Raw genomic sequence first — 23,259 nt, forward strand, 5'->3', positions numbered from 1 at the left:
TTGGCCTTGTCCAGGCCAAGAGCAAATTCTCACGGCTACTGCCAGTTAGCCGCGATCACCGTGTTCACCTGGTCTCTCTGAACCGAGGTCAGATTGATCTCACCACCCGCTGGCGCGCCGAAGGCGGCCATGGCATTGACCAGATTGTCGACCTGATTGGCATACAGCGAAGCGCTACCGGCCTGGATCACATCCAGCTGCTGAGCCGGGTCGGCATACCAATCCTGGATGGTGATACGGTCCTCCGACCCCGTCACATCGATCACCAGGTCGTCTCCCTGGCGCGACAACCACAGGTTTTCGCGTCCGATACCAGCAATGCTCAGCACATCGCTATCGACATCCGGTGTGTTGGACAGATTGTTGAGCACATCCTGGCCATCACCTGCAGCGAACACATAGGTGTCGCTCCCGGCCCCACCAATCAGGTAGTCGTTGCCGGTATTGCCTCGCAGGGTGTCGTTGCCGACGCCACCGTCGATCAGGTCATCATCAGACGAGCCGAGGATGATCTGGTTGCCCGCCTGACCAGCAAGCACAGTTCCGAAGGAACGCTCATCGGGCAGGTGCCGATAGGTCGGCGAACCGAGCGGATCGGGGTTACTCAGCCCAAAGGCACCGAACAACTGATCGGCCGTGATCTGCCCGCCCGAGGCGAAAGCGATGGTATCCACCACATAATCGCCACCCAGGAACCAATTGCGGATCGTCACCTTGTCGCTGCCGCCGCTGACGTTGAGCACCAGGTCGTTGCCGCTTTTCATCAGACCGCTGGCAACCTGGTTGAAGCTGATACCTTCGAAACGAAGGGTATCGGCTCCACCACCGCTGTTATCGATCACATCCTGGCCGCCACCGGCGGCGAAGACATAGGTATCGTCGCCACGGCCACCCAAGAGCGTATCGTTGCCCGCACCACCCGCCAGGACGTCGTTGCCGTTACCGCCCTCCAGGCGATCCGCTCCGGCATCGCCAAACAGCTCGTCATCACCGTTGCCTCCCTGTAGCAGGTCGTTTCCGGTGGTGCCATCGAGTCCATCATCGCCAATCGAACCCTGGGTGATGTCATCGAAGGCAGCGGCCGGGGTTGGCACAGGCAGGCCAAAAGCCCCGAAGATCTGCGCTGCAGTGAGCTGACCGCCAGTTTCGAAAGCGATGGTTTCCACCAGGTTGTCGCCACCGAGGAAGAAGGTCTTCAGCGTGATCTGATTGGCCGTACTGCCGTTGACCCGCAGCACCAAGTCGTTGCCGGACTTCATCAGGCCCGAAGCCACTTGGTTGAAGGTGATGCCACCCGCGAACACGAGACTGTCGGCACCACCGACTTCCTCGATCACGTCCTGGCCGGCGGTGTAGATGTAGGTATCGTCGCCGCCCCCACCAAGCAGGGTGTCGTTGCCTGCCACACCGCTCAAGGTGTCATCGCCGGCACCACCGAGCAGGATGTCGTTACCGGCAGTACCGACCAGCTGATCATCGCCACCCACGCCCGCGACAGGCGGCTCTCCCGGCCCACCCGGATTGCCTGGCTCCCCAGGCTCGCCCGGCTCCTCCCCGCCACCACCCTCGGGCAGTGCCGTGAGTTGGGCAACAATCTGTGCGGTGGTCAGGTAATTGCCTCCATCCGGCTGCACGTAGTCGATCGAGCGGTCTCCACCCAGGAAGTGATTGGTGATACGTACTTGCTGACCAAGGTCACCGTCGACCAGGACTACCAAGTCATCACCATCTCGATGGAAGCTCAGGCGGCTCCGCGGCACATCGAGGAAAAACACGCCATCGAAGCCACCGCCGCTGTTGTCGATCACATCCACACCACCATTCGCTCGGTAGTAGTAGTCATCGTCGCCAGCGCCACCGATCAGAGTGTCATTGCCATCCTCACCGGCCAGAATATCGTTGCCGGCACCACCGTTGAGCAGATCGTTGCCTGAACCGCCGAGCTGGCCATTGCCGCCTGACAGGTAGTCGTCGCCATCACCACCTTCGATCTGGTCGTCCCCCCCCATGCCGAACAGGGTGTCGTTGCCAGCTAGGCCGCGCAGCACATCTGTGCCAGCAGTACCCGAGAGTTGGTCGTGGGATGCCGTCCCAGTCACGGTATTGCCGCCACCTCCTGGAGGTACTTCACCGCTGATGATCTGGGCGATACGTGCTGCGGTGAGCATCGACCCGCCCTCGGGCTGTACGAAGCTGAGGGCATTGTCGCCACCGAGGAAATGCCCCACGACTCGCACAGACTGGGCATCATCTTGGTCAACTCGGATCAGCAGGTCATCCTGCTCACGAGAGAAACTCAAACGCTCTACGGTGATACCACCGTTAAAAAACAAGCCGTCCTGACCGCCACCGACTTGAATCTCATCTGCACCGTCACCCAGCCCGTAGACGTATGTGTCATCACCCGCCCCACCGGCCAGCAAGTCGGTACCCGCCCCTCCCCTGAGCTGGTCATTGCCCAGCCCACCGTATATCTCGTCGCTGCCGAACTCACCTTCGAGGTAATCGTTGCCGGCTTCGCCGTGAATCAGGTCGTCACCAGCACGCCCCCAAATCTGGTCGTTGCCCGCACCACCGAAAAAGGTGTCGTTTTCATCGGTGCCCACCAGACTGTCTGCCGCAGAAGTCCCTTTGTAGACAACACGAGCATCGATCTCGTCCAGGCCCAGCTCACTGCCATCGGCAAAGCTGAACACGTCCAACTTGAAGTGCGCAGTCGGCCCGCGGAACCAGTTCTGTACCGTAATGGCATCCTCGCCATTCGCATGCTCTATCAGCAGGTCCTGCCCCTGACGACTGAACACCAGATCACTGGCGACAATACCGTCACCGAAATACAGATAGTCGATACTCGCCTCGACATTGCTGTAGGCCTGATCCGGGCGTCGCTCGATCAGCAGATCGCGACCATCGCCCAGGTTGAAGACATAGCTGTCCTCACCGAACGAGCCATACAGGGTATCGTTGCCCTGGCCACCTTCGAGAGTGCTGGAGCGGGGCTCCCAGACGTGGTCGTAGGCGATGAGCAAGTCATCACCCGCGCCGCCCTCGAGGCGATCTGCGCCTTGACCAGTCAGATGGTCCTGACCGTCTCCGCCGTGCAACACACCGCTTCCGTCGATACGGTCATTACCGTTGCCGCCGTCGAGGGTCCCAAACCCTTCCAGGGTGTCGTCCCCGGCCAGGCCAAACACCAGGCTCTCACTACCCAGCCCCGTGAGCACATCGTTGCCGGCGGTGCCTATGATGGAGTTTGCCATCCGCACCACCTGCTCACGCGTCCAGAGCGTTCCATCCGCAAAGCAGATTTCCTCAACTTGCCCGTTGTGCTCACCACCACTGAAGTAATTGACCACCCGCAGGCTGTCCGACTGGTGACGCAGCACGAGGTCATCTCCATCGATCTCGAGCTGTAGCGCATCGGCGTTTACCGAAGCGTCAAACAGAATCCTGTCAACGGCACCGTCGTCGCTAAAGAACGTTGGGCCCGCGCGGAACTGACTGTCGTCGATCACATCCTGGCCCCAACCCGCGGACAGGGTATAAAGGTCAGCGCCCGCACCGCCCATCAGAAGATCATCACCAGCTCCGCCACTGAGCAGATCCGCTCCGCCGCCGCCGGATAGCTGGTCGTTACCCGCTTCCCCGTACAAATGGTCTTCGCCCGCCTGGCCGAACAGGTAGTCATTGCCATCCCCTGCGTAGAGCACAGCACCTGCCTCATCCGCAATCAGCAAATCATCTGCTGCCGTCGCGGCGCTAAACTCGACCCGCCCCAAACCTGCCGCTAACGCATCACGATTCAGTAGCGTACCGCTCGCCAGTCTGATCGAGTCGATCGGCGATTGGATCAACGCGCTGCTCCCACTTTCATAAAACGCGGTAATTCTCAAGCTGTCCGTACTGCCCTGCAGGCTGACCAGCATATCGGCCCCCTCGCGAGTGAAACGCAAACGGCTCGCCTGGGTGTCGGCAGCGACCACAACGCTGGACAGGATGTTCTTGTCCTGCTCCCAGGCTGCGGCTGTCCGGATGTGATCGGACACCACGGTGTCCTGGCCACTGCCTATACCAAAGCCAAGGGCCACAGACGAAGGTCGTCCGGTTAAGCGGATCAGGTCATTACCCGTACCGCTCTCAACCTGCGCGGATATCACACCATCCAGCTCAATCAGATCCGCCCCGGCCCCGCCTTCAATCTCAGCATAGCCGCCAAAGGCGTAGATACGGTCGTCCCCATCTCCGCCGGAGAACCGATCTAATGCAGTAGTCGGGTAATCGAACTGTTTGTACAGGCTGTTGTACCGCAGGCTGGCGCCATAAAGGATGTCATTGCCCGCACCGCCATCGAGCAGATTGCTCAAGTAGTTGCCGTACAAGCTGTTATCGCGGTCGTCGCCAATCAGATCAACCGAGCCGAGCTTGTCGCCGACCTTGATGACTTCAATATTCGCCCACTGCTGAGCGTGAAAAACAGTTGAGGTATTGCCCGCTCGTTCGTTCAGATGCAGCGTATCCGTGCCCTCACCAGCCGCTTCAATCACCGTGTCGTTCAAGCCAATGAGATACGTGTCGTCGCCGGTAAAACCGCTCAACCGATTGGCCGCGCCGTTTTCGGCGCCGTTCAGGACATTGTCCAGTTCATTTCCCAGACCTTCGGTGGCGCTATCACCGGTAAGCAGCAGGTTTTCCAGCTTCTCACCCAACTGCCAAGACACCCGGGATTCAACCGTGTCGATGGAGTTACCTTGCTCAATAATGACATCGCCCGCATCGTCTACGACGTAGGTATCCTCGATGTTGCTGCCAAGCATGGTGTCGGCACCGGCGCCGCCATCGATCCTGACTGAACGAAGGATGCTGAACAATTGAAAATCCGGGCTCGACAGGTCGATGCGATTGTTCGAGGCATTGCCGGTGTACCGAAAGCGAGCGTCGTCCGCGAAACCGCGGTATTCGATACGCTGCACGTCAATCAGCGAGGTTACCCGTAAGTTCTCAACCTGATCGGGCATGTGCATGACAAAGGCATTGGTTTCGATGCTGTCGACACCCTCGCCGACCCGCTCCTCTATTGAGAAGGAAAGGCCAGCCATCAGGCTGTATATTGGCAAGCTCGGGTACTGACCGATATCGCGAATGATGTAGGTATCGTTGCCAGCACCGCCTATATAGGTATCACTTCCTTGCCTACCATCAAGGCGGTTATCCCCCGCGTTGCCACGCAGCACGTTGTTAGCGTTATTGCCGGTAGCGTCGATTGACAGAATACCGGTGAGCTGCAGATTTTCTACATTGGCCGGTAACTGGTAGCTGACGGAACTGATGATATTGTCAGTGCCGCCATTTTCCAGCTCGACCACTTGGTCGAGAGGATTGTCGACCTGGAACTCGTCATCTCCAGCACCACCGGTTTGCGTATCGGCCGGCCCGGTCACACTGTTGCCTGCACGCAAACCCAGTTCGGCATGGCTCCAAACCGTACCGTCATAAAAATGAACGGCAGTCTGTGCATCACCCGGCTTGAAAAAGTGCTCCAGCACCAGAGACTCACCCGAGTCTCGCAGCACCAGAACCAGGGAATCGTGCTCCACCGTGACGCCGTTCATTGGAGCAGCGGTTCGAACCAGTTCGATATCGTCCGGGGTGAGCCCCTGAGCCAGTTCCACCCGGTTCAGCCCCTCCAGATCTGTCACGCGATCATTACCGGCACCCAGACCATAGGTGTAGCGGTCGTTGCCTGCACCACCCAATAACCAGTCATTTCCAGCCTCGCCATCCAGATGATCATCCAGCGCCCCACCTATTAGGCGATCATTGCCGCCTCCACCGAGCAACGTATTCGCAACATCGGCCAAGCCGAAAATCCCCTCATCGTCTGGCCCACCGGTGAGGGCCATACGCAATAGATCCGCCGCTGACCAAATCACATCTGGTTCGGCCTCGAACCGTACCTGGGCAATGGGCCCAGACACCCCCTGCCCCCGCAGTTGGTCCTGCAAGCGCACCACGCTGTACTCGCCATTGACGCCATGCAGGAACCACAGTTGAAGTGTTGAGGTTTGCTGGTCTCGAATAACACGCACATCCTGCGCCCGCAGGCCACCACCCATAATCAGTTGGTTGCCACTGTCGAGGTCAACAATCCGGGTGTGTGAGTAGCCCAAACTCGTAAGAGATATCTCGTAAGTGTCGACCCCTGCTCCGCCATTTAGATGGTCCTGACCGTGACCGCCGACCAACCAGTCGTCACCAGCATTTCCTTCCAGGTAATCGTTGCCAGCACCACCTATCAGTCGATCATTACCGTCTTCACCAGCAATAAAGTCGTCGCCACCCAGCGCATCGAAGTAATCGTCGCCAGGGCCGAGACCAAAGGTGTCAGTCTCTTCAGTGGCCAACGCCTGCACACCCTCATAAGGCGGCAGATGCAGACGGTCAAACACCTGCCCGTCGGCAAACTCAAGGGTTTCTATTCCTTCGTTGCTGAAGAAACCGGTGACCCTCAGACGATCCATCTCGCCGAACCACACCAGCAGATCATTTCCGTGCCGGATAAAGCGCGCATCGGCATGGGACAACCCCTCACCAAAAATGATGCGATCCGCCTCATCAGCCAAGGCGCCTTTATTAGAAATTTCGTCGTGACCAAAACCGGCGTTGAGTATGTAAGTATCGTTACCTCGACCGCCCAACAGGATTTCACTCCCGACGCCCGACTCGATCCGATCATTGCCCTCCAAAGCCTCGATTGTACGGGCTACCTCACTGCCGGTAATCAGATCATGGGTCTCCGTCCCAGTTATGTGCCCGGTGTTCACGTCAAAATGAATACCGCTATCCAATACCTGCTGCCAACTCACCTCCGTGCCGTCGTTGAATACCACCCGATCAAAGGGACGAGGCAGCTTAGAGGCCCCCAGGGCGTTGAAAAGGATGGCATCGCCCTCGGAGCCAATCGACAAGACATAGGAAACGGTGCCGGTTTTGGTCAACCGCAGATCGTCAAAGGCAATACCCTCGCCCAGTCGCAGGGTATTCTCGCCAGTGCGGCGCGGACCGGTAGCACTTTCACCTATCAACGTATCGCGCCCATCACCCGCGGAAAACAGCAGGGTTCCGCCTCCAACCGCCAGCAAAGTCAGGCTGTCATTGCCCCGTCCGCCAGAGATCGTCGCGCCACCGCCAGCCCCCGTGACAGTCAAGGCATCGTCCGCTGCGCCACCGTACACGGCGCCGGTACCCGTGGTATCTGTGCGCGCCACGCGCGACAGCAGCGCCTCACCTAGCAGACGATCCAGGCTCACTCGAGCATCACTGAATTGAAACTCCAGTGAGGCGCCACTCAACCCCCTATCCACCTGCATTTGGTGTTCATCATCGACCTGCAAGACAAGATGACCGCCGCCGCCATCCCGCAGGCTCAGGTTTGCCCGCGAGATATCGAACAGGTGTACACGCGAGTGGCCGTCGGAGTCGTCGATGCGGCCCATCAGCCCCTCCGACACCTCCATATCGCTCAGCTTCAGCAGGTAAAGGTCATCGCCAGCACCACCGAGCAGCACATCGCGACCACCGCCACCTTGCAAGGTGTCCGCACCCGCGCCCCCGAGCAGCACATCATCTCCCAAGCCGCCGTTGAGGAAATCATCGCCCTCTCGCCCCTCAAGATGATCATCCCCGTCACCGCCCAGCAAGGTGTCGTTATCAAGCCCGCCCCAGAGAGAGTCCGCACCAGCACCGCCATCCAGGTAGTCATTGCCGTTGCCACCCAACAACTGGTCATCACCCGCGCCACCCAGCAAGGTGTCATTGCCGGTCACTTGCGATATGCCATCCGACCCCACGTTGTCATCACCATCGAGGCGGTCGTTACCATCGCCGCCCAACAGCACGTCATCGCCGCCATCACCTTGCAAGCTGTCGTCGCCCTCGCCGCCATCAAGGTAATCGGCACCGTGCGTCGTCGGCACTGCCGCGCTGCCATCGCTGTCGCCGTAAAGCTTGTCGTTACCCCCACCGCCCTGCAGCGTGTCGCTCCCACCCAGGCCGTACAACAGGTCGTCTTGCGCGCCACCATCGAGATCGTCGTTACCGTGATACTCCCGTGGTGTCGAGCGATCATCGCCAAACAGGGTGTCCTGCCCCTCGCCCCCCAAGAGTCGGTCATGACCGCCATTGCCATACAACAGGTCGTTGCCCTGACCGCCAATCAGCAGGTCATTGCCATGCTCGGCCCCCGGCACTTTTTTCAGCTCGTATATTTCCCCCGAGATGTCATAGCCGTCCCCTACCAAGGTGTCATTGTCCTCACCACCTATCAGGGAATCGTTACCCGTATCACCCATCAGGTAATCATCGCCGGCGTTACCTTCGACGTAGTCATTACCCCTATTGCTGTATACGAGATCATTTCCTTCACCGGCCATGATCACGTCGTCGGCATTTTCATCAGTCAGCGGAGTGCTCGTACCTGACCACGTTACTACGTAGCGGTGGATGTCAGGCCCCACCGCGCCTGCGCCAAACGAGACTTGCATGTAGGGATCCAGCGCATAACTGACGTCATCGCTGTAAATGAAATCGTCGCCGTCGCCGGCGGAAATGGTGTCCGCGCCAGGACCACCGAAAATCCCGTCCATACCACCCGAGCCGACGATCAAGTCAGCACCGCTTCCACAATCCAGCCAATCGCCGGTAATGCCGCCCCGCTCCGGCAAGGGATTGGCCGGCCCTTGTGAAAGCTCGGTAAATGCATAGATGGCATCATTACCGGGTCCGCCAAAAATCACATCGCTGCCCGCACCGCCAATAAGCGTATCGTGGCCCTCAGCGACATCGCCGACGTAGTAGTGGATTCGATCATTACCATCGAGCCCCAGGATGCGATCATCCCCTGTGGTGCCATCCAAGCTATCGGGGTCTGCGGTGCCAGTAATCACAGACGTGGCCGACACCGGTTCAGGCGGAGCATAGCCCTCAAGCGTCAGCCCCAGCGCACCCTCGACATAGTTGCGGATCAGGATGCTGTCGCCCTGGCCGTACAGCACCAGAAGATCGGAGCCGGAGCGCAGGAAGCGAACGTTGTTGTCCTCACTGATCCAGGTATCAGCGCCCTGCGCAATCTTCTTGCCCTTGCGGTAGTGCGTCTCATCGATCCACAGACTGCCAAGGCCATCGCTGTCGATGAGAATGTCAGAGCCATCTCCGGTTGCGAACTCATAGCGGTCATTGTCGCCACCGCCGATCAGAGTGTCGTTGCCCTCGCCACCGTCAAAATGGTCGTTGCCGCTGCCACCCTCGAAGTAGTCACTGCTGGCCCCTCCGTTGAGGCTGTCGGCACCAGCGCCACCGTAGAAACGGTGACCGGCTAATGAGGTCTGGGGAGCTGAGATAAGATCGGCGTCCGCTCCACCAAATATGATGCGGGGAACGTCGCCGACCTCATGGATATGCATTAGCAGTCCCGAGGCCCGGTCCTCAAGCAGCAGCCCCCGGTCACCATCGGCCAGAGGAATCTGTGCATCGGTAACCCCATCGATCAGGGCCAGCTCCAGCTTCCAGTGCAACAGTTCGGCCCGGTCACGCAACCATTCGGTGGTTAGCTCACCCTGGTCCGTTGCCGGGTCGTACAGGCTCACTCCGTCTCGGGTTGTGTAATCCAACCCACTCAATGCAAAAGGGCTCAAGGCCAACAAGGCAACTCGGTATGCCTCGCCACCCGGCATAGCAGCCAAATCAGCGATAGCCTGGGCACTAAGACCCACTAGGCTGACCACACTGGCTCGCTGCCCATCCAACGCATCGCGGATAGCATAGATGCGCGAATACAGCGACTCGCGGCTCTCCGCCTTGCCATTCAAGGGGCTGTAGCCCGGTAGAACCAGGGCTCCCCACGCATCGAGCACGGCCTCAAAACTCGCCAGATTGTTGGTGGAAGCGGCCTCGAAAATAGGGTTGAGGCGTGCACTCACCAAGGCAAAGTCACTGGTCGCCAACGACGCATCGAGCCGCACGAACAGATCCATGATGGCTAGAGCATCAGTCATCTGTTCTTTGCCATGCCCCCAGGTAGTGTCATCGTCCCACGACTCGATAAAGACTCCCGTATGTCCACCCTGCTGTTTCAAGCCCAGGTAGGAGTCCATGGTCACGATCTCGGGACCTGCCAAGCCGTAGAGGTTCTGGATACGCGAAGCCTCGAAGTTCGAGGCGCCGCCGAGCATGCCAAACAGGTTGGCGATATTGCTGACTGCATTCAGCCCTACTCCAAAAGTCGCATAGCCTGCGCCATTGATGGTCACGGCCTCGGCGGCATTGCTGTCACCGAACAATCGGGTAAATCCCGCCGCCAGATGACCACCCAAGCTATGCCCCACCGCCGTTACAGTTTGATCAACAGGCAATTTGCCCAATCCATAGGCCTGGCTACCCGGCATGATTTCCATCGAGTCATCGAATTCGATACGCCGAACTGTCGCGAAAACACCAGTGCCATCAATAACAATATCGCCCTGAGCCAGGAGCATCTGCTCATGCAATATCCTCGCTGGCCCTGGTGGCGTCAGCCGCAATACATAAGTCTCCGCCTCCAGATCAGTTAGACGGGCGGCTTGGAAGGTCTGCCCTTCTGGAGTGATCAAACGTTGCCAGTCGTTGTACATGTCAACGATCTGATCTAGCGCCAGACCATCTATCACGATATCGCCGATATCCGTTTCGGAAATATCATTTATTGGATCGCTGGGCTCAGTTCCGCGAATGGCGTATACATATTCGCCCGTCGTCTTGAATTGAAAGAGTGTGGCTGAGTAGCCATTGTTGGTGTTCTTGGTATGACTTATGACTCTCCAGACATTGACGAAATTTTCGGCCTGGGTAGGAGTAAAAACCCCACCCTGCTCTGCGGTTTGAAGAATATCTACAACGCCCCCATCTGAATAGTCATTCTGGAGATAATCAAACAGCACATATGAAGCCTCAGCCAGCTGAGCCTTATCAAAAATGTTCATCAATCAGCCTCCCTGCCAATTTCGGCATAGTCCTTCATTACACTTAGAAAATCAGAATACCCAGGGCTGCATAAAAAATTACCAGTCCACACTTTAAATGCCAGCCCCCCCATTCCGCCACGTTTATCATATCCGGCGCTTACAGCGACATCCCTGACCAAAATACTCTTATCATAAGAATCATGTATTTCTCGAGTCGTGATATTTACAGGCAAAGCACTCATAAGATATCTACGAACTGAGTACACCAATCTTTTATTCAGAAACACATCTGACTCTCCATCGCTAATGTACGTACGCGAAGGAACTTTCTGCAACACCAGCGTATTCTCTAACCCATAATTTTCAGCCAACCATTGACCCGGCGTTTTGTAGACTGTAATACCTGCCTGAGTCGCACAATAATATCTACCAACCACATATGTAGGAATCTGTTCCCAAGCGACCAGCAGATACATGAAAAACCCTGCTGCAGTAAACCAAGGCCACCTTCGCCGCCCACGCTTCTTCGCCCATTTCCCAACCAGAACGACTACACCAACGGAAAGCGCCAAATACAAAACAACTCCCACCAAAAAAATTAGCCCTATCATTCCATAGCCCCCACAACCGATCAATCAAATAGATAAATACTCAAAACACCTAATAAATAAATGACTAAACACTTGTAGAATCAAGTGAACCATATAAATCCTTCAGTACAGAAATACTGCAGTGCATCTCATATTAACTTTCACACACCGACCTAGCGACCTGCTTGGCTTGGCAAACAGCCCCACAGCCCTCCTTACCCAACACCACCTCACCGGAGTTCTCTAGAACTGCCCGAAAGTAATAGTTATTCCCATGCTCAATGGAATAACTTTGCGCTGCTATAAAGGCCGCCTCTCGCAACTCGCTAAATATCTCTTGCCTGACAAGGCCCTGCATAACTCGCATGGAAATTTCATCTGACTTAAAAAAATCCACCAACAGGCCGTTTTCTTTATCACGAATAACCTCACGCACTGGCGCAGTGTCGGAGCCGACAACTAAGCATCCGCTAGCCATAGCCTCCAATAACGACCAAGACAGCACAAAGGGGTACGTCAGATAGAGATGCACAGCAGAAACTTGCAGCACTTTCTTATAAGTGGCGTAAGGCACCTTGCCAAGAAAGTGCACGCGATTAAGATCGAGCGGATTTTCCGCCAGTAATTTGCTGCGCCAGTTGGGCGCGTTCTTGGGCTTGCTGCCGTAGCTCACCCCATCGCCACCGACGATCACTACTTGGCAGGTTGGATGTTCTTTGAGGATTTCGGGCAGCGCGCGCATAAAGCTGTGAAAGCCCCGGTACGGTTCCAGATTACGCGCTACGTACGTGATGATCGGTTCACCAGCCTTAAGCACCCGGCCATTGGGCAGTTGCAAAGTCGCCTCGGAGTCTGGACCCAGATTCGCGGTGTCAATTCCTTCATGAATCACCTGAATCTTGTCGCGATAGGCGGCTGGATGCAGGCTGTGCTGCCAGCGGGTCGGGGTTATACCTAGGTCGCAGTTTTCCAAGTTGAGTAAATGCAGGGCGTTGCGGCTGCGAATGTTAGCCGCGCCGTTAACTGCTAGCGGGAATTCCGGGTCGAAGCCAGCGTCAGCCCCTTGAGGCTGGTAGTAGTACTCGCAGAAGTGGATCAGCTTCACATTGGGGAATGCGTCTTTGACATACAGCGCCTCCCCCCAGCCAGGGTGAGCGACTACTACATCCGGTCGATAACCCTTGGCTTTCAGATCAAGGAGCAGGCGCAGGACCTGTTGGCCATGCAGCACACCGTCCTCGAAAGTACGGACATAGGGATGTGTATGAGCGCTAGCCCTGCGATGGGGCGTATAACGCAAGAGCCGTATACCTGGCAGCCCAGGCGCTTGCTGGCGACCAATGGCTAATACCTGAACGCCTGGCATTTTTGCCATGTGCACAGCGATATGACGGAACTGTCCAGGAAAGTTCTGATGGATGAAAAGCACGTTCATGTGCAGCCCTCCTTGGTTCCCTTTTGGGTGGTCAGCGCTCGGCCATACTCTCGTCCACGTACTGCTGCAACGGGCTGAGGAAGTAATCGATCACCTTCCTCTTGTCCGTCTTCACCTCCGCCCGCACCGCCATGCCCGGCGAGAGTTGGATCTGCTGCTCGCCCACCCGGATGCTGTTCTCTTTCAACTGAATCCGCGTGCTGTACACCAGCCCCAGTCGCTCGTCTTCGATAGCGTCATTGGAGATGTTCAGCACGGTGCCATGCACCACTCCGTACTTGGTGAAGGTGAAGGTCTCAACCTTGATTTCCACTTCCTGGCCCGCCCGCACGAAGCCGATGTCCTTGTTCTCCAGCATCGCTTCCACTTCCACCGGCTGATCCTTCGGCACGATCACCATCAGTGGTTGGGCCTCGGTGACCACGCCACCCGGAGTGTGGATCGCCAGTTGCTGCACGGTGCCCTCCACAGGGGCGGTGAGACGCATCAGGCGGTCGCGTTGTTCGGCCTTGGCCAGCTCCTGCACCAAGGCGGCGGCGCGCTGTTCCGCCTCGTGCTGCAGGTCGAGCATGGCGCGGCGGGTCTGGGCGATGACGCCCTGGCGGCGGCGTTCGGCTTCCAGCCTGGCGGCGTTGAGTTCGATCACGCGGGCCTGCTGGATGGCCAGTTCGCGCTCCTGGTCCATCCGCCGCTGCTCTCTTTCCAGGAAGGCGTGCTTGCCGATGATGGCCTTGTCCAGCAGGCGCTTGTAGTCGTCGGCCAGTTGGCGGGTGATGGGCAGGGATTCCTGCAGTTTCGCCACCCAGGCCTTCGCAGCCTGGATTTCGGCCGTGCGCTGGGCGATCTCGGCATCGCCCTGCTCCAGCGCGGCCTTGAGTTCCAGGTACTGGCCCTGCAGCCAGGCCTGCGCCGAAGCCTGCTGCTGCGGCAAGGCCTGGGGAATGCGTTCGGCCAGCGAAGCCGGTGGCCGGTCATGCTGGATCGATTCCAGCAGCGCGTCGGCACGGGCGCTGTCGACCTGCGCGGCAAGCAGGTCGTTCTTCAGACGCTGCACGTCGGCACCGGTGATCCGGGCGTCCAGTTCAACCAGCAGTTCACCGGCCTTGACCTGCTGGCCGTCGTACACATGGATGGCCTTGACCACCGCCACTTCGCTGGGCTGGATGATCTTGCTCTTGCCACTGGGGACTATCTTGCCGCTGGCGGTGGCCACCACGTCGATCTCGCCGATGCAGGCCCAGAGCAACGTCAGGACGGCGAACGCCATGATGGTCCACTGGATGATCCGGGGCGCGGGATGGACGGGTGCATCCTGCAAGGCCAGGGCGGCGGGCAGGAACTGCACTTCGTGAGTCATGCGCGCAGGCGCGTCCATGGCCTTGCGCTGGCGCCAGGAATGACGCCAGGCACTGCGGTAGCGGTTCAGCAATTCACGTTTGGCGCCCATGGCTCAGCCCTGCTGCAGTCGGTGCAGGCGCGAGTAGTGGCCGGCCTGGTGGGAGAGGAGTTCCGCATGGGTGCCCTGCTCGACGAGTTGGCCGCGGTCCATGACGATGATGCGGTTGGCATCGCGCACGGCGGAAAGACGGTGGGCGATGATGATCACCGTGCGGCCTTTGCAGATGGCCTGCATGTTCTGCTGGATCACCCGCTCGGACTCGTAGTCCAGGGCGCTGGTGGCCTCGTCGAAGATCAGGATGCGCGGGTTGCCCATCAGCGCGCGGGCGATGGCGATGCGCTGGCGCTGGCCCCCGGAGAGCGAGGCGCCATGCTCTCCGACCACGGTGTCGTAGCCTTCCGGCAGCTCGAGGATGAACTCGTGGGCTCCGGCCAGCTTGGCCGCCTCGATCACGGCCTCCAACGGCGCTCCGGGGTCGGTCAGGGCGATGTTTTCGCGGATGCTGCGGGCGAACAGCATGTTGTCCTGCAGCACCACGCCGATCTGCCGGCGTAGCGAGGAGACGTCGGCCAGGGCCAGGTCCATGCCGTCCACCAGCACCCGCCCCCGTTCCGGTGTGTAGAGGCGCTGCAGCAAGCGGGCCAGGGTGCTCTTGCCGGAGCCGGAGCGCCCCACCACACCGATCACCTCGCCGGCCTCGATCTGCAGACTGATGCCGCGCAGGATTTCCGAACCGTCCGGGCGATAACGGAAGTGCACCTGGTCGAACTCGACCCGCCCGCGCAACGGCGGCAGGCTGCTGCGGGTGGCCTGGGACAGTTCGGTACGGGTATTGAGGATGTCACCCAGGCGCTGCACCGATACGCCGGCCTGCTGGAAGTTGGTCCACAGCTGGGCCAGGCGCATGATCGGCTGCGAGACCCGGCCGGCGAGCATGTTGAAGGCGATCAGCTGGCCGACCGTCAGGTCGCCCTCGATCACCAGGCGCGCGCCCAGCCAGAGTGTGGCGACCGTGACCAGCTTGCCGACGAAGCCCACGCTTTCGTTGGCGATGGTGGACAGGTTCTGCGTCTTGAAGCTGGCCGCCACGTACCCGGCGAGCTGGTTGTCCCACTTGCGCCCGATCTGCGGTTCCACCGCCATGGACTTCAGGGTGTCGATGCCGTTGACCGTTTCCACCAGGAAGGCCTGGTTCTCGGCCCCCCGGTTGAAGCTTTCCTGCAACCGGGCTCGCAGCAGCGGCGTGATGAACATCGAGATGATGAAGTACAGCGGCAGCGACATGATCACCACCAGCGTCAGCCAGCCGCTGTAGAAGAACATCACGGCGATGAACACCACCGAGAAGAGCACGTCGAGGATCAGGGTGATGGCGTTGCCGGTGAGGAAGCTGCGGATGTTCTCCAGCTCGCGCACCCGCGCCACCGAGTCGCCCACCCGGCGCGCCTGGAAGTAGGCCAGCGGCAGGGTCACCAGGTGGCGGAACAATCGCGAGCCCAACTCCACGTCGATGCGGCTGGCGGTATGGGCGAACACGTAGCTGCGCAGGCCGCTGAGCAGGGTCTCGAAGATCATGATGCCGAGCAGGCCGATGGCGATCACATCCAGGGTCGACAGGCCACGGTGCACCAGCACCTTGTCCATCACCACCTGGAAGAACAGTGGCGTCAGCAGTGCGAATATCTGCAGCACGAAGGACACCAGCAGCACTTCGCCAAGCAGCTTGCGGTACTTGACCACTGCCGGAATGAACCAGGTGAAGTCGAACCTGGAGAGTTCGGTGGCTAGCGAGGCCTCGGACCGGACCAGTACCAGCTCGCCGGTCCAGCGTTGCTCCAGATGCTCGAAATCGAGTATCTCGGGGCGCTGCGCCCGGGGGTCGTGGATCAGCGCCTTGCCGTCGTCGATGCGGGCGATGATGAAATAGCGGCCGTCGTGATCGGCGGCAATCGCAGGCAATGGGGTGGTGTCCAGACGGCTCAGGGCACTGCGGACGGACTTGGCCTTGAGGCCCAGCTTCCTGGCCGAGAGCAGGAGCTCGGCGCGGCCGAAATGGCGCCCATCCTCCGCGAACTCGTGGGCAAGTTGCTCCACAGAAGCAGCAACATTGTGAAAGCGCGCGAGCATGACCAGACATGCGAGCCCGGTGTCCGGGCAGATGTCAGGTGCTGATTCCGGTCCCTGGTCAGCCATGGTTCCATCCTTGAAACACGTTGGGAGCAAGGCCGACAGTATCCAGAGCAGCCAAGCGGTGGCTCAGGTAACGCCAGCCTTGATCCGCTGTCAAATAACCCGCGTCAAAGCGTGATGCAAACCTCAGCCGTCTTGATGATCAACAGCCTAGACGTGCCCAGCCTCCGAGATTCAGCCCTTCCTCAGCCAGTAGCGGAACACGCCGTCGCCCTCTTCCTCGCGCAGCAACGCATGGCCGGCCAGCGAGGCGAAGGTGCGGAAGTCGCGCTGGGAGCCGGCGTCGGTGGCGGTCACCTTGAGCACCGCGCCGCTGGGCAGGCGGTTGAGTTCCAGCTTGGCCTTGAGCAGCGGCAGCGGGCAGTTCAGGCCGCTGGCGTCCAGCTCGGCATCGCAGGCGGGAATGTCGGACATGGGCAGTCTCCTTGCAGGCCGGCAAGGATACCGCACAACCCTGGCACGCAGAGCGGCGGGGCGGCTACAGTAGAGCCTTTCGACCAAGAGCCCAGTGCATGAATCTTCTGCGCCCTTCCCTGTTCGCCCTCGCCTGCGCCTGCCTCGCCGTGCCGGTCGGCGCCAGCGATCTGCCCTCGCTGGGCGACGCCAGCTCTTCCATCGTCTCGCCGGAGCAGGAGCACCGACTCGGCCGCGCCTGGCTCAGCGTGCTGCGCGGCCAGGTCCCGCAGCTGTCCGACCCGCTTATCAAGGATTACGTGGAGTCCAGCGTCTACCGCCTGGCGGAAACCAGCCAGCTGGAAGACCGGCGCCTGGAGTTCATCCTGCTCAACAGCCCGCAACTCAACGCCTTCGCCGCGCCCGGCGGGATCGTCGGGGTCAACGGCGGCCTGCTGCTGAACGCGCAGACCGAGGCCGAGTACGCCTCGGTCATGGCCCACGAACTGGCGCACCTTTCCCAGCGCCACTTCGCCCGTGGCCTGGAGGCCCAGCAGCGCATGCAGGTGCCGATGATGGCCGCGATGCTGGCCGGCATCGTCGCCGCCGCGGCCGGCGCCGGCGACGCGGGCATGGCAGCCATCATGTCGACCCAGGCGGCGGCCATCCAGGAGCAGCGCCGCTTCTCCCGGCAGAACGAACAGGAGGCGGACCGCATCGGCCTGCTCAACCTGGAGAAGGCCGGCTACGACCCACGGGCCATGCCGAGCATGTTCGAGCGCCTGATGCGCCAGTACCGCTACGACTCCAAGCCGCCGGAATTCCTCCTCACCCACCCGGTGACGGAGTCGCGCATCGCCGACACCCGCAACCGCGCCGAGCAGTACCCATCCAAGGGCGTGGAAGACAGCCTGCGCTACCAACTGATGCGCGCCCGCGTGCAGCTGATCTTCGAGGAAACGCCCGGCATCGCCGCCAAGCGCTTCCGCGCCATGCTCGACAGCAACCCCAAGCTGGACGCCGCCCGCTACGGCCTGGCCATCGCCCAGATCAAGGGTGGCCGTCTGAACGAGGCGCGCAAGGAGCTGGGCGAATTGCTGGGCAAGGAGCCCGACAACCTCACCTACAACCTGGCCATGGTCGATCTGGACGAGGCCGCCAACCGCCTGGCCGACGCCCGCCAGCGGGTCGACCGCCTGCGCGGCCTGTACCCGGACAGCTACCCCCTGGAACAGGCGCGCATCGACCTGATGCTCAAGCAGAACCAGAACCAGGAAGCCGAGACGGCGCTGGACGCCCTGCTCAAGCGACGCGGCAACGACCCGGACGTGTGGTACCAGATGGCGGAAGTGCGCGGCCTCAACCGCCACATCGTCGGCCTGCACCAGGCGCGCGCCGAATACTTCGCCCTGGTCGGCGACTACGACCAGGCCCTGCAGCAGCTCGATCTGGCCAAGCGCCGCGCCAGCAGCAACTTCCCCCTGGCCTCACGGATCGACGCGCGCCAGCAGGAGCTGGCGGAAGAAAAACGCGCGCTGGACAAGATGATGCGATAGAGCCTGGCTACGTTGCGGTCTCGGCGAAACGGCAACAGCCCCTAGTCCCTGGCGTAGCACACCGGCGAACTGGAAGGTCCGCGCCGGTCCAGTTCGTCCTCGAGGAACTCGGCGAGCACCTGGGCGTTGTTGCAACGTTCGTCGCGGGCAGCGTACAGCAGGGTCAGGGTGCCCTTCTCCGCCATCTCCAGCAGTCCCTGCCAGTGTTCGGGGTGGCCGGCCAGTTCGGCGCGGTAGCGCTGGCGGAAGTCTTCGAACAGCGCGGGGTCGTGGCCGAAAGCCTTGCGCAGGGCGTCCGAAGGCGCCACCTCCTTGAGCCAGCCCGCCAGCGCCAGGCCATCCTTGCGACAGCCGCGCGGCCACAGGCGGTCGACCAGCACCCTCTGCCCGTCCGCCTCCTCGACCGGCTCGTAGACACGCTTGCAGCGGATCATCTCCTCTCCTCCTCGTCGCGGCCGGGCCGACAATCACCTTGCATGCTCGCCGCACAATCAATAACAATTCTCAATAGCAGCAATCCCCCAGAAAACCGCGCCCGAGAACAGCGAGCGTTATGACCCTACTGACACAGCCCGACCCCGCCGTTCGCCAGCTGGAGCACCTGTACCGCCTGCACCGAAGCTGGCTGCAGAAGTGGCTGCAGTCGCGCCTGGGCAACCACAGCGATGCCGCGGACATCGCCCACGACACCTTCCTGCGCCTGCTCACCGCGCCCGAGCACAGTCGCGAGAAGCAAGGAGGCTGGCAGCTGCAGGAGCCGCGCTCCTATCTCACCCTGGTCGCCAAGCGCCTGATGTCCAACCTGCAGCGCCGGCGCGCCCTGGAGGCGGCCTACCTGAGCGTGCTGGCGCAGCAACCGCAACTGCAGGCTCCCTCGCCCGAGGAGCGCCTGCAGATCATCGAGACCCTGTTGAAGATAGACCTGCTGCTGGACGACCTGCCCGGCAAGGTGCGCAGCGCCTTCCTGCTGGCCCAGCTGGAGGGCCTGGGCTATGCGCGGATCGCCGAGCGCCTCGGCGTCAGCGAACGCAGCGTCAAGCGCTACGTCGCCCAGGCCCTGGCCCACTGCATCCTGGCCATGGAACCATGAGCCGCGCCGACGAAACCCTTACCCCGGAGATCGCGCTGGAGGCCGCCCGCTGGTACCTGGCGCTGCAGGAACAGCCGGTGGCGGAAACGCTGCTCGCCGACTGGCGGCGCTGGTACGAGCGGGACATCCGCCACCGCCACGCCTGGCAGCGGGCCGAGAAGCTCTGCGGCATGCTCGGCAGCGTCTCCGGCCCGGCCGCCCTCGCCACCTTGGACGCCCCTGTCGAAGCGCGCCGCCATGCGCTGAAGGTGCTCTCCCTGCTGCTCCTGGCAGGCGGCGCCGGCAGCCTGGCCTGGACCACCCAGGGCCAGCGCTGGCTGGCGCAGGAGCGCACGGCCAAGGGCGAACGACGGCGGCTGGCGCTACCGGACGGTTCCCTGCTGCACATGAACAGCGACACGCGGCTCAACCTCCACTTCGACGAGAACCGGCGCAGCGTCGAGCTGATCGACGGCGAGATTCTCGTCATCACCACGGCGGACCCGCTGCGCCGCCCCTTCGTCGTCGTCACCGAGCACGGAGCGATGCGCGCCCTGGGCACCCGCTTCGACGTCCGCCGAACCGACGACCACACCCGGCTGGGCGTGCTGGAGCACGCCGTCGAGGTGCGCCTGGCCGCTGCCGGCGATCCGCCCCTGCGGGTCGAACAGGGCTACCAGGTCAGCTTCAGCACACACCGCGCCTGGCCCGTCGAGGCCCTGCCGCCGCACACGGACGCCTGGACCGACGGGCGACTGTTCGCCGACGAGATGCCGCTGGGCCGGTTCCTCGCCGAACTGGAGCGTCATCGCCCGGGCTTCCTGCGCTGCGCGCCGGAGGTCACCGACCTGAGGCTGTCGGGCAGCTTCCGCCTGGACGACACCGACGCCATCCTGCGCGGCCTGGCCGCCATCCTGCCGGTCGCGGTGCGTTTCCGCAGTCGCTACTGGGTGGTGGTCGAGGCCGCCTGAACATCGTTTGGCACCTTTTTCCTGCTCGCGTGTGAAACAGGCAAACAGAACGAAAAAGGATCTGCCATGCCCGCCCCCACCCACCACAAGCTGCTGCTCGCCGCCCTCATCGGCCTCGCCATACCGACGCTCGCGCCCGTGGCGCTGGCCGAGCGAACCCAGGCCGACCAGGCGCCGCGCCACTACTCGATCCCGGCCGGCAGCCTGAGCCAGGCGCTCGACCACTTCGCCCGCGACAGCGATCTGAGCGTCATGATGGCCAGCGAACGGGTCCGCGGCCTGCACAGCCCAGGCCTGCAGGGCTCATTCGCGCCCGAGGAAGCGCTGGCCAGGCTGCTGGAAGGCTCCGGCCTGCGGGCGGTGCGCCAGGACGACCGGCACTTCCTGCTGCAAGAGATCGAGGACGCGCCCAAGGCACTGGAGCTGGACTCGCTGACCATCTACGGCGACAAGAGCCTGCGCAGCGTCGACGACAACCCCGCCAGCGTCAGCGTGATCGACCAGCAGCGCATCGAGACCGGCCGCATCCGCGACATGCGCGAGAGCTTCCGCCTGCTGCCCAACGTCAACGCCTCGCCCAGCCGGGGCAACAACAACGGCTTCACCATTCGCGGCATCAACTCCGAGGGTCTGTGGGGCGCCGACGGCAACCAGGCGCCCCTCAGCACCCTGTACATCGACGGCGCGCCCCAGTCCCTGGAAGGCGTGCGCCGGGGCCTGCGCGGCCTGTGGGACGTGCAGCAGCTGGAAGTGCTGCGCGGCCCGCAGACCACCCTCGGGCGCAACGCCATGGCCGGCGCCGTGGTGGTCAAGACCAACGACCCGACGCCCTACTGGGAAGGCGCCGCCCGCGCCTCCCTCGGCTCGGGCCACAGCCACGACGAGGCCGTGATGCTGTCCGGCCCGCTGACGGACGACCTGTCCTTCCGCATGGCCGGCGAGAAGCTGTGGGAAGAGAAAGGCATCCGCTACAACCTGGACGAACTGCAGTACCTGCAGGAAGGGGAATACTGGCAGGGCCGGGCCAAGCTGCTGTACACCCCCTCGTTCGTTCCCGGCCTGTCCATCCAGTACGGCTTCGCACGGGGCAAGGACGACCCGGCCATCACCTCGACCACCGACGCCCGCCATCGCCGCTACGTGATGAACAGCTCCGAGTACCACTGGCTGGAGACCCGCCTCAACGAGGTCGACAACCACGTGCTCGACGTGCGCTATCCGCTGAGCGACCGGCTGACGCTGGAAAGCACCACCACCTTCACCGAGACCCGGACCCACTTCGACACGCCGACCAACGTGTTCGTCCGCGACGAGCTGCGCGAAGACCGCGACCTGACCCAGGACCTGCGCCTGCGCGTCGGCCACGCCGACGACCGCCTCTCCGGCCTGTTCGGCGTGTTCTACGGCCGTCTGCGCCACAGCGTGGACTCGGAGATGAAATACCTGCTCGGCACCGACTACCTGCAGCTGCAGAGCCTGGAGGACCAGCTGGACCGCGACAACCTGGCGGCCTACAGCGACCTGGAGTACAGGCTCACCCCGCGCCTGAGCCTGCTGGCCGGCCTGCGCTACGAATACGAGAAGCACGACTACGACTTCCTCAACCGCCAGGCCGATGCCCCGTTCACCGGCGACACCCGCTTCGACGCGCTGCTGCCCAAGCTGGGCCTGGCCTACCAGCTGGCCGACAACCACCGGCTCGCGCTGACGGCGACCAAGGGCTACCGCAGCGGCTTCATCGAGCGCAACCCGCAGTCCCGGGAAGCCTTCGAGGTCGATCCCGAGCACCTCTGGTCCTACGAACTGGCCTCGCGCAGCCACTGGCTGGACGACCGCCTGCGCCTGAACGGCAACCTGTTCTACTACGACTGGAGCGACATGCAGCACACCGCCACCGGCTTCTGCGACAACAACGGCGTACCGATGCCCTGTGCGGTCACCCGCAACATCGGCAAGGCCGAGGCCTACGGCGCCGAACTGAGCCTGGAGGCCACCCCGCTGCACAACCTGGACATCCGCACCGCGGTCGGCTGGCTGCGCACCGAACTGACCCAGCACCCGGAGCACGAGGGCAACCGCTTCCCCGAGGCGCCGCAGTGGTCGGGCTCGCTGGAAGTCACCTACCGCTTCGCCGACCACTGGTTCGCCGGCGGCGACCTGAGCTACAAGGACTGGTACTACAGCACCGGCTCGACCCTCAACGCCCGCGACCAGCGGATCGGCTCCCACAGCCTGACCAACCTGAGGCTGGGCTACGAGCAGGACAACCTGCTGGTGGTCGGCGAACTGCGCAACGCCTTCGACCGCCGCTACATCACAGCCAGCGACCAGCTCGGCGTGGACTACGTCGGCGACCGCCGCACGGCCAACCTGAGCGTTCAGCTGCGGTTCTGACGCTCAGGCTCTCCGGGTCATGAAAAGGCTATGGCCCGTTGCGTATTGGTGGCGCAATCCTGCTTTTTGTGGGAGCGGTTGGATTCCGATTGGCCGCGAAATTCGCGGATAAATCCGCTCCCACAAGGAAGGTATGCAAGATTTAACGGGGACATAGCTACGAAAAAGGCTATGTCCCTGTTGCGTGTTGCAGACGCTACAGCTGCCCTGCGAAAACGGCCTGCCTGGAGAACCCGTGGGGAGGGTTAGGCCACATGCCGTAACCACC

The 23,259-nt window shown here is 61.5% G+C and carries 11 protein-coding genes; 4 read left to right on the forward strand and 7 right to left on the reverse strand.

Features of this window, described 5'->3' with window-relative positions; translation table 11 throughout:
- Positions 1 to 35 precede the first annotated feature (35 nt).
- The 6 genes from N5D30_RS01260 to N5D30_RS01285 all read right to left on the reverse strand — a co-directional run bounded on the left by N5D30_RS01260 (position 36) and on the right by N5D30_RS01285 (position 17,022).
- Positions 36 to 11,012 (reverse strand): calcium-binding protein, encoded by a 10,977-nt coding sequence (locus N5D30_RS01260; RefSeq protein WP_279907311.1) that lies wholly within the window; start codon positions 11,010 to 11,012, stop codon positions 36 to 38.
- Positions 11,012 to 11,470 (reverse strand): hypothetical protein, encoded by a 459-nt coding sequence (locus N5D30_RS01265; RefSeq protein ID WP_279907312.1) that lies wholly within the window; start codon positions 11,468 to 11,470, stop codon positions 11,012 to 11,014. The genes N5D30_RS01260 and N5D30_RS01265 overlap by 1 nt, the downstream gene beginning before the upstream one ends.
- Before the next feature lie 268 nt (positions 11,471 to 11,738).
- Positions 11,739 to 13,019, reverse strand: coding sequence for a glycosyltransferase family 4 protein (locus tag N5D30_RS01270; RefSeq protein WP_279907313.1), 1,281 nt, complete (start codon positions 13,017 to 13,019; stop codon positions 11,739 to 11,741).
- A 31-nt stretch (positions 13,020 to 13,050) separates the two neighbouring features.
- Positions 13,051 to 14,466 (reverse strand): HlyD family type I secretion periplasmic adaptor subunit, encoded by a 1,416-nt coding sequence (locus N5D30_RS01275; protein WP_279907314.1) that lies wholly within the window; start codon positions 14,464 to 14,466, stop codon positions 13,051 to 13,053.
- 3 nt (positions 14,467 to 14,469) lie between these two features.
- Positions 14,470 to 16,611, reverse strand: a complete 2,142-nt coding sequence (locus N5D30_RS01280) for a type I secretion system permease/ATPase (protein WP_279907315.1) — start codon at positions 16,609 to 16,611, stop codon at positions 14,470 to 14,472.
- 171 nt (positions 16,612 to 16,782) lie between these two features.
- Positions 16,783 to 17,022 carry a sulfurtransferase TusA family protein gene (locus N5D30_RS01285; protein ID WP_279907316.1) on the reverse strand — a complete coding sequence of 80 codons (240 nt, stop codon included), beginning with the start codon at positions 17,020 to 17,022 and terminating at the stop codon, positions 16,783 to 16,785.
- Positions 17,023 to 17,120: 98 nt separating this feature from the next.
- Between N5D30_RS01285 and N5D30_RS01290 the strand changes: the two genes are divergently transcribed.
- Positions 17,121 to 18,557, forward strand: coding sequence for a M48 family metalloprotease (locus N5D30_RS01290; RefSeq protein WP_279907317.1), 1,437 nt, complete (start codon positions 17,121 to 17,123; stop codon positions 18,555 to 18,557).
- 41 nt (positions 18,558 to 18,598) lie between these two features.
- Here N5D30_RS01290 and N5D30_RS01295 read toward each other — a convergent pair whose 3' ends face one another.
- Positions 18,599 to 18,991: a DUF488 domain-containing protein gene (locus N5D30_RS01295; protein ID WP_279907318.1), complete on the reverse strand. Its 393-nt coding sequence runs from the start codon at positions 18,989 to 18,991 to the stop codon at positions 18,599 to 18,601.
- Positions 18,992 to 19,110: 119 nt separating this feature from the next.
- Between N5D30_RS01295 and N5D30_RS01300 the strand changes: the two genes are divergently transcribed.
- The 3 genes from N5D30_RS01300 to N5D30_RS01310 all read left to right on the forward strand — a co-directional run bounded on the left by N5D30_RS01300 (position 19,111) and on the right by N5D30_RS01310 (position 22,991).
- Positions 19,111 to 19,647 carry a sigma-70 family RNA polymerase sigma factor gene (locus N5D30_RS01300; protein WP_279907319.1) on the forward strand — a complete coding sequence of 179 codons (537 nt, stop codon included), beginning with the start codon at positions 19,111 to 19,113 and terminating at the stop codon, positions 19,645 to 19,647.
- A complete protein-coding gene (locus tag N5D30_RS01305; RefSeq protein WP_279907320.1) occupies positions 19,644 to 20,597 on the forward strand; it encodes a FecR domain-containing protein in 954 nt (317 codons plus the stop codon). Before N5D30_RS01300 ends, N5D30_RS01305 begins: the two co-directional genes overlap by 4 nt.
- 66 nt (positions 20,598 to 20,663) lie before the next feature.
- Complete coding sequence (locus tag N5D30_RS01310) at positions 20,664 to 22,991, forward strand: TonB-dependent receptor (protein WP_279907321.1); 2,328 nt, start codon at positions 20,664 to 20,666, stop codon at positions 22,989 to 22,991.
- Positions 22,992 to 23,259 lie beyond the last annotated feature (268 nt).

Source organism: Pseudomonas sp. GD03875 (assembly GCF_029840585.1).
Classification (GTDB): Bacteria; Pseudomonadota; Gammaproteobacteria; order Pseudomonadales; family Pseudomonadaceae; genus Aquipseudomonas; species Aquipseudomonas paralcaligenes.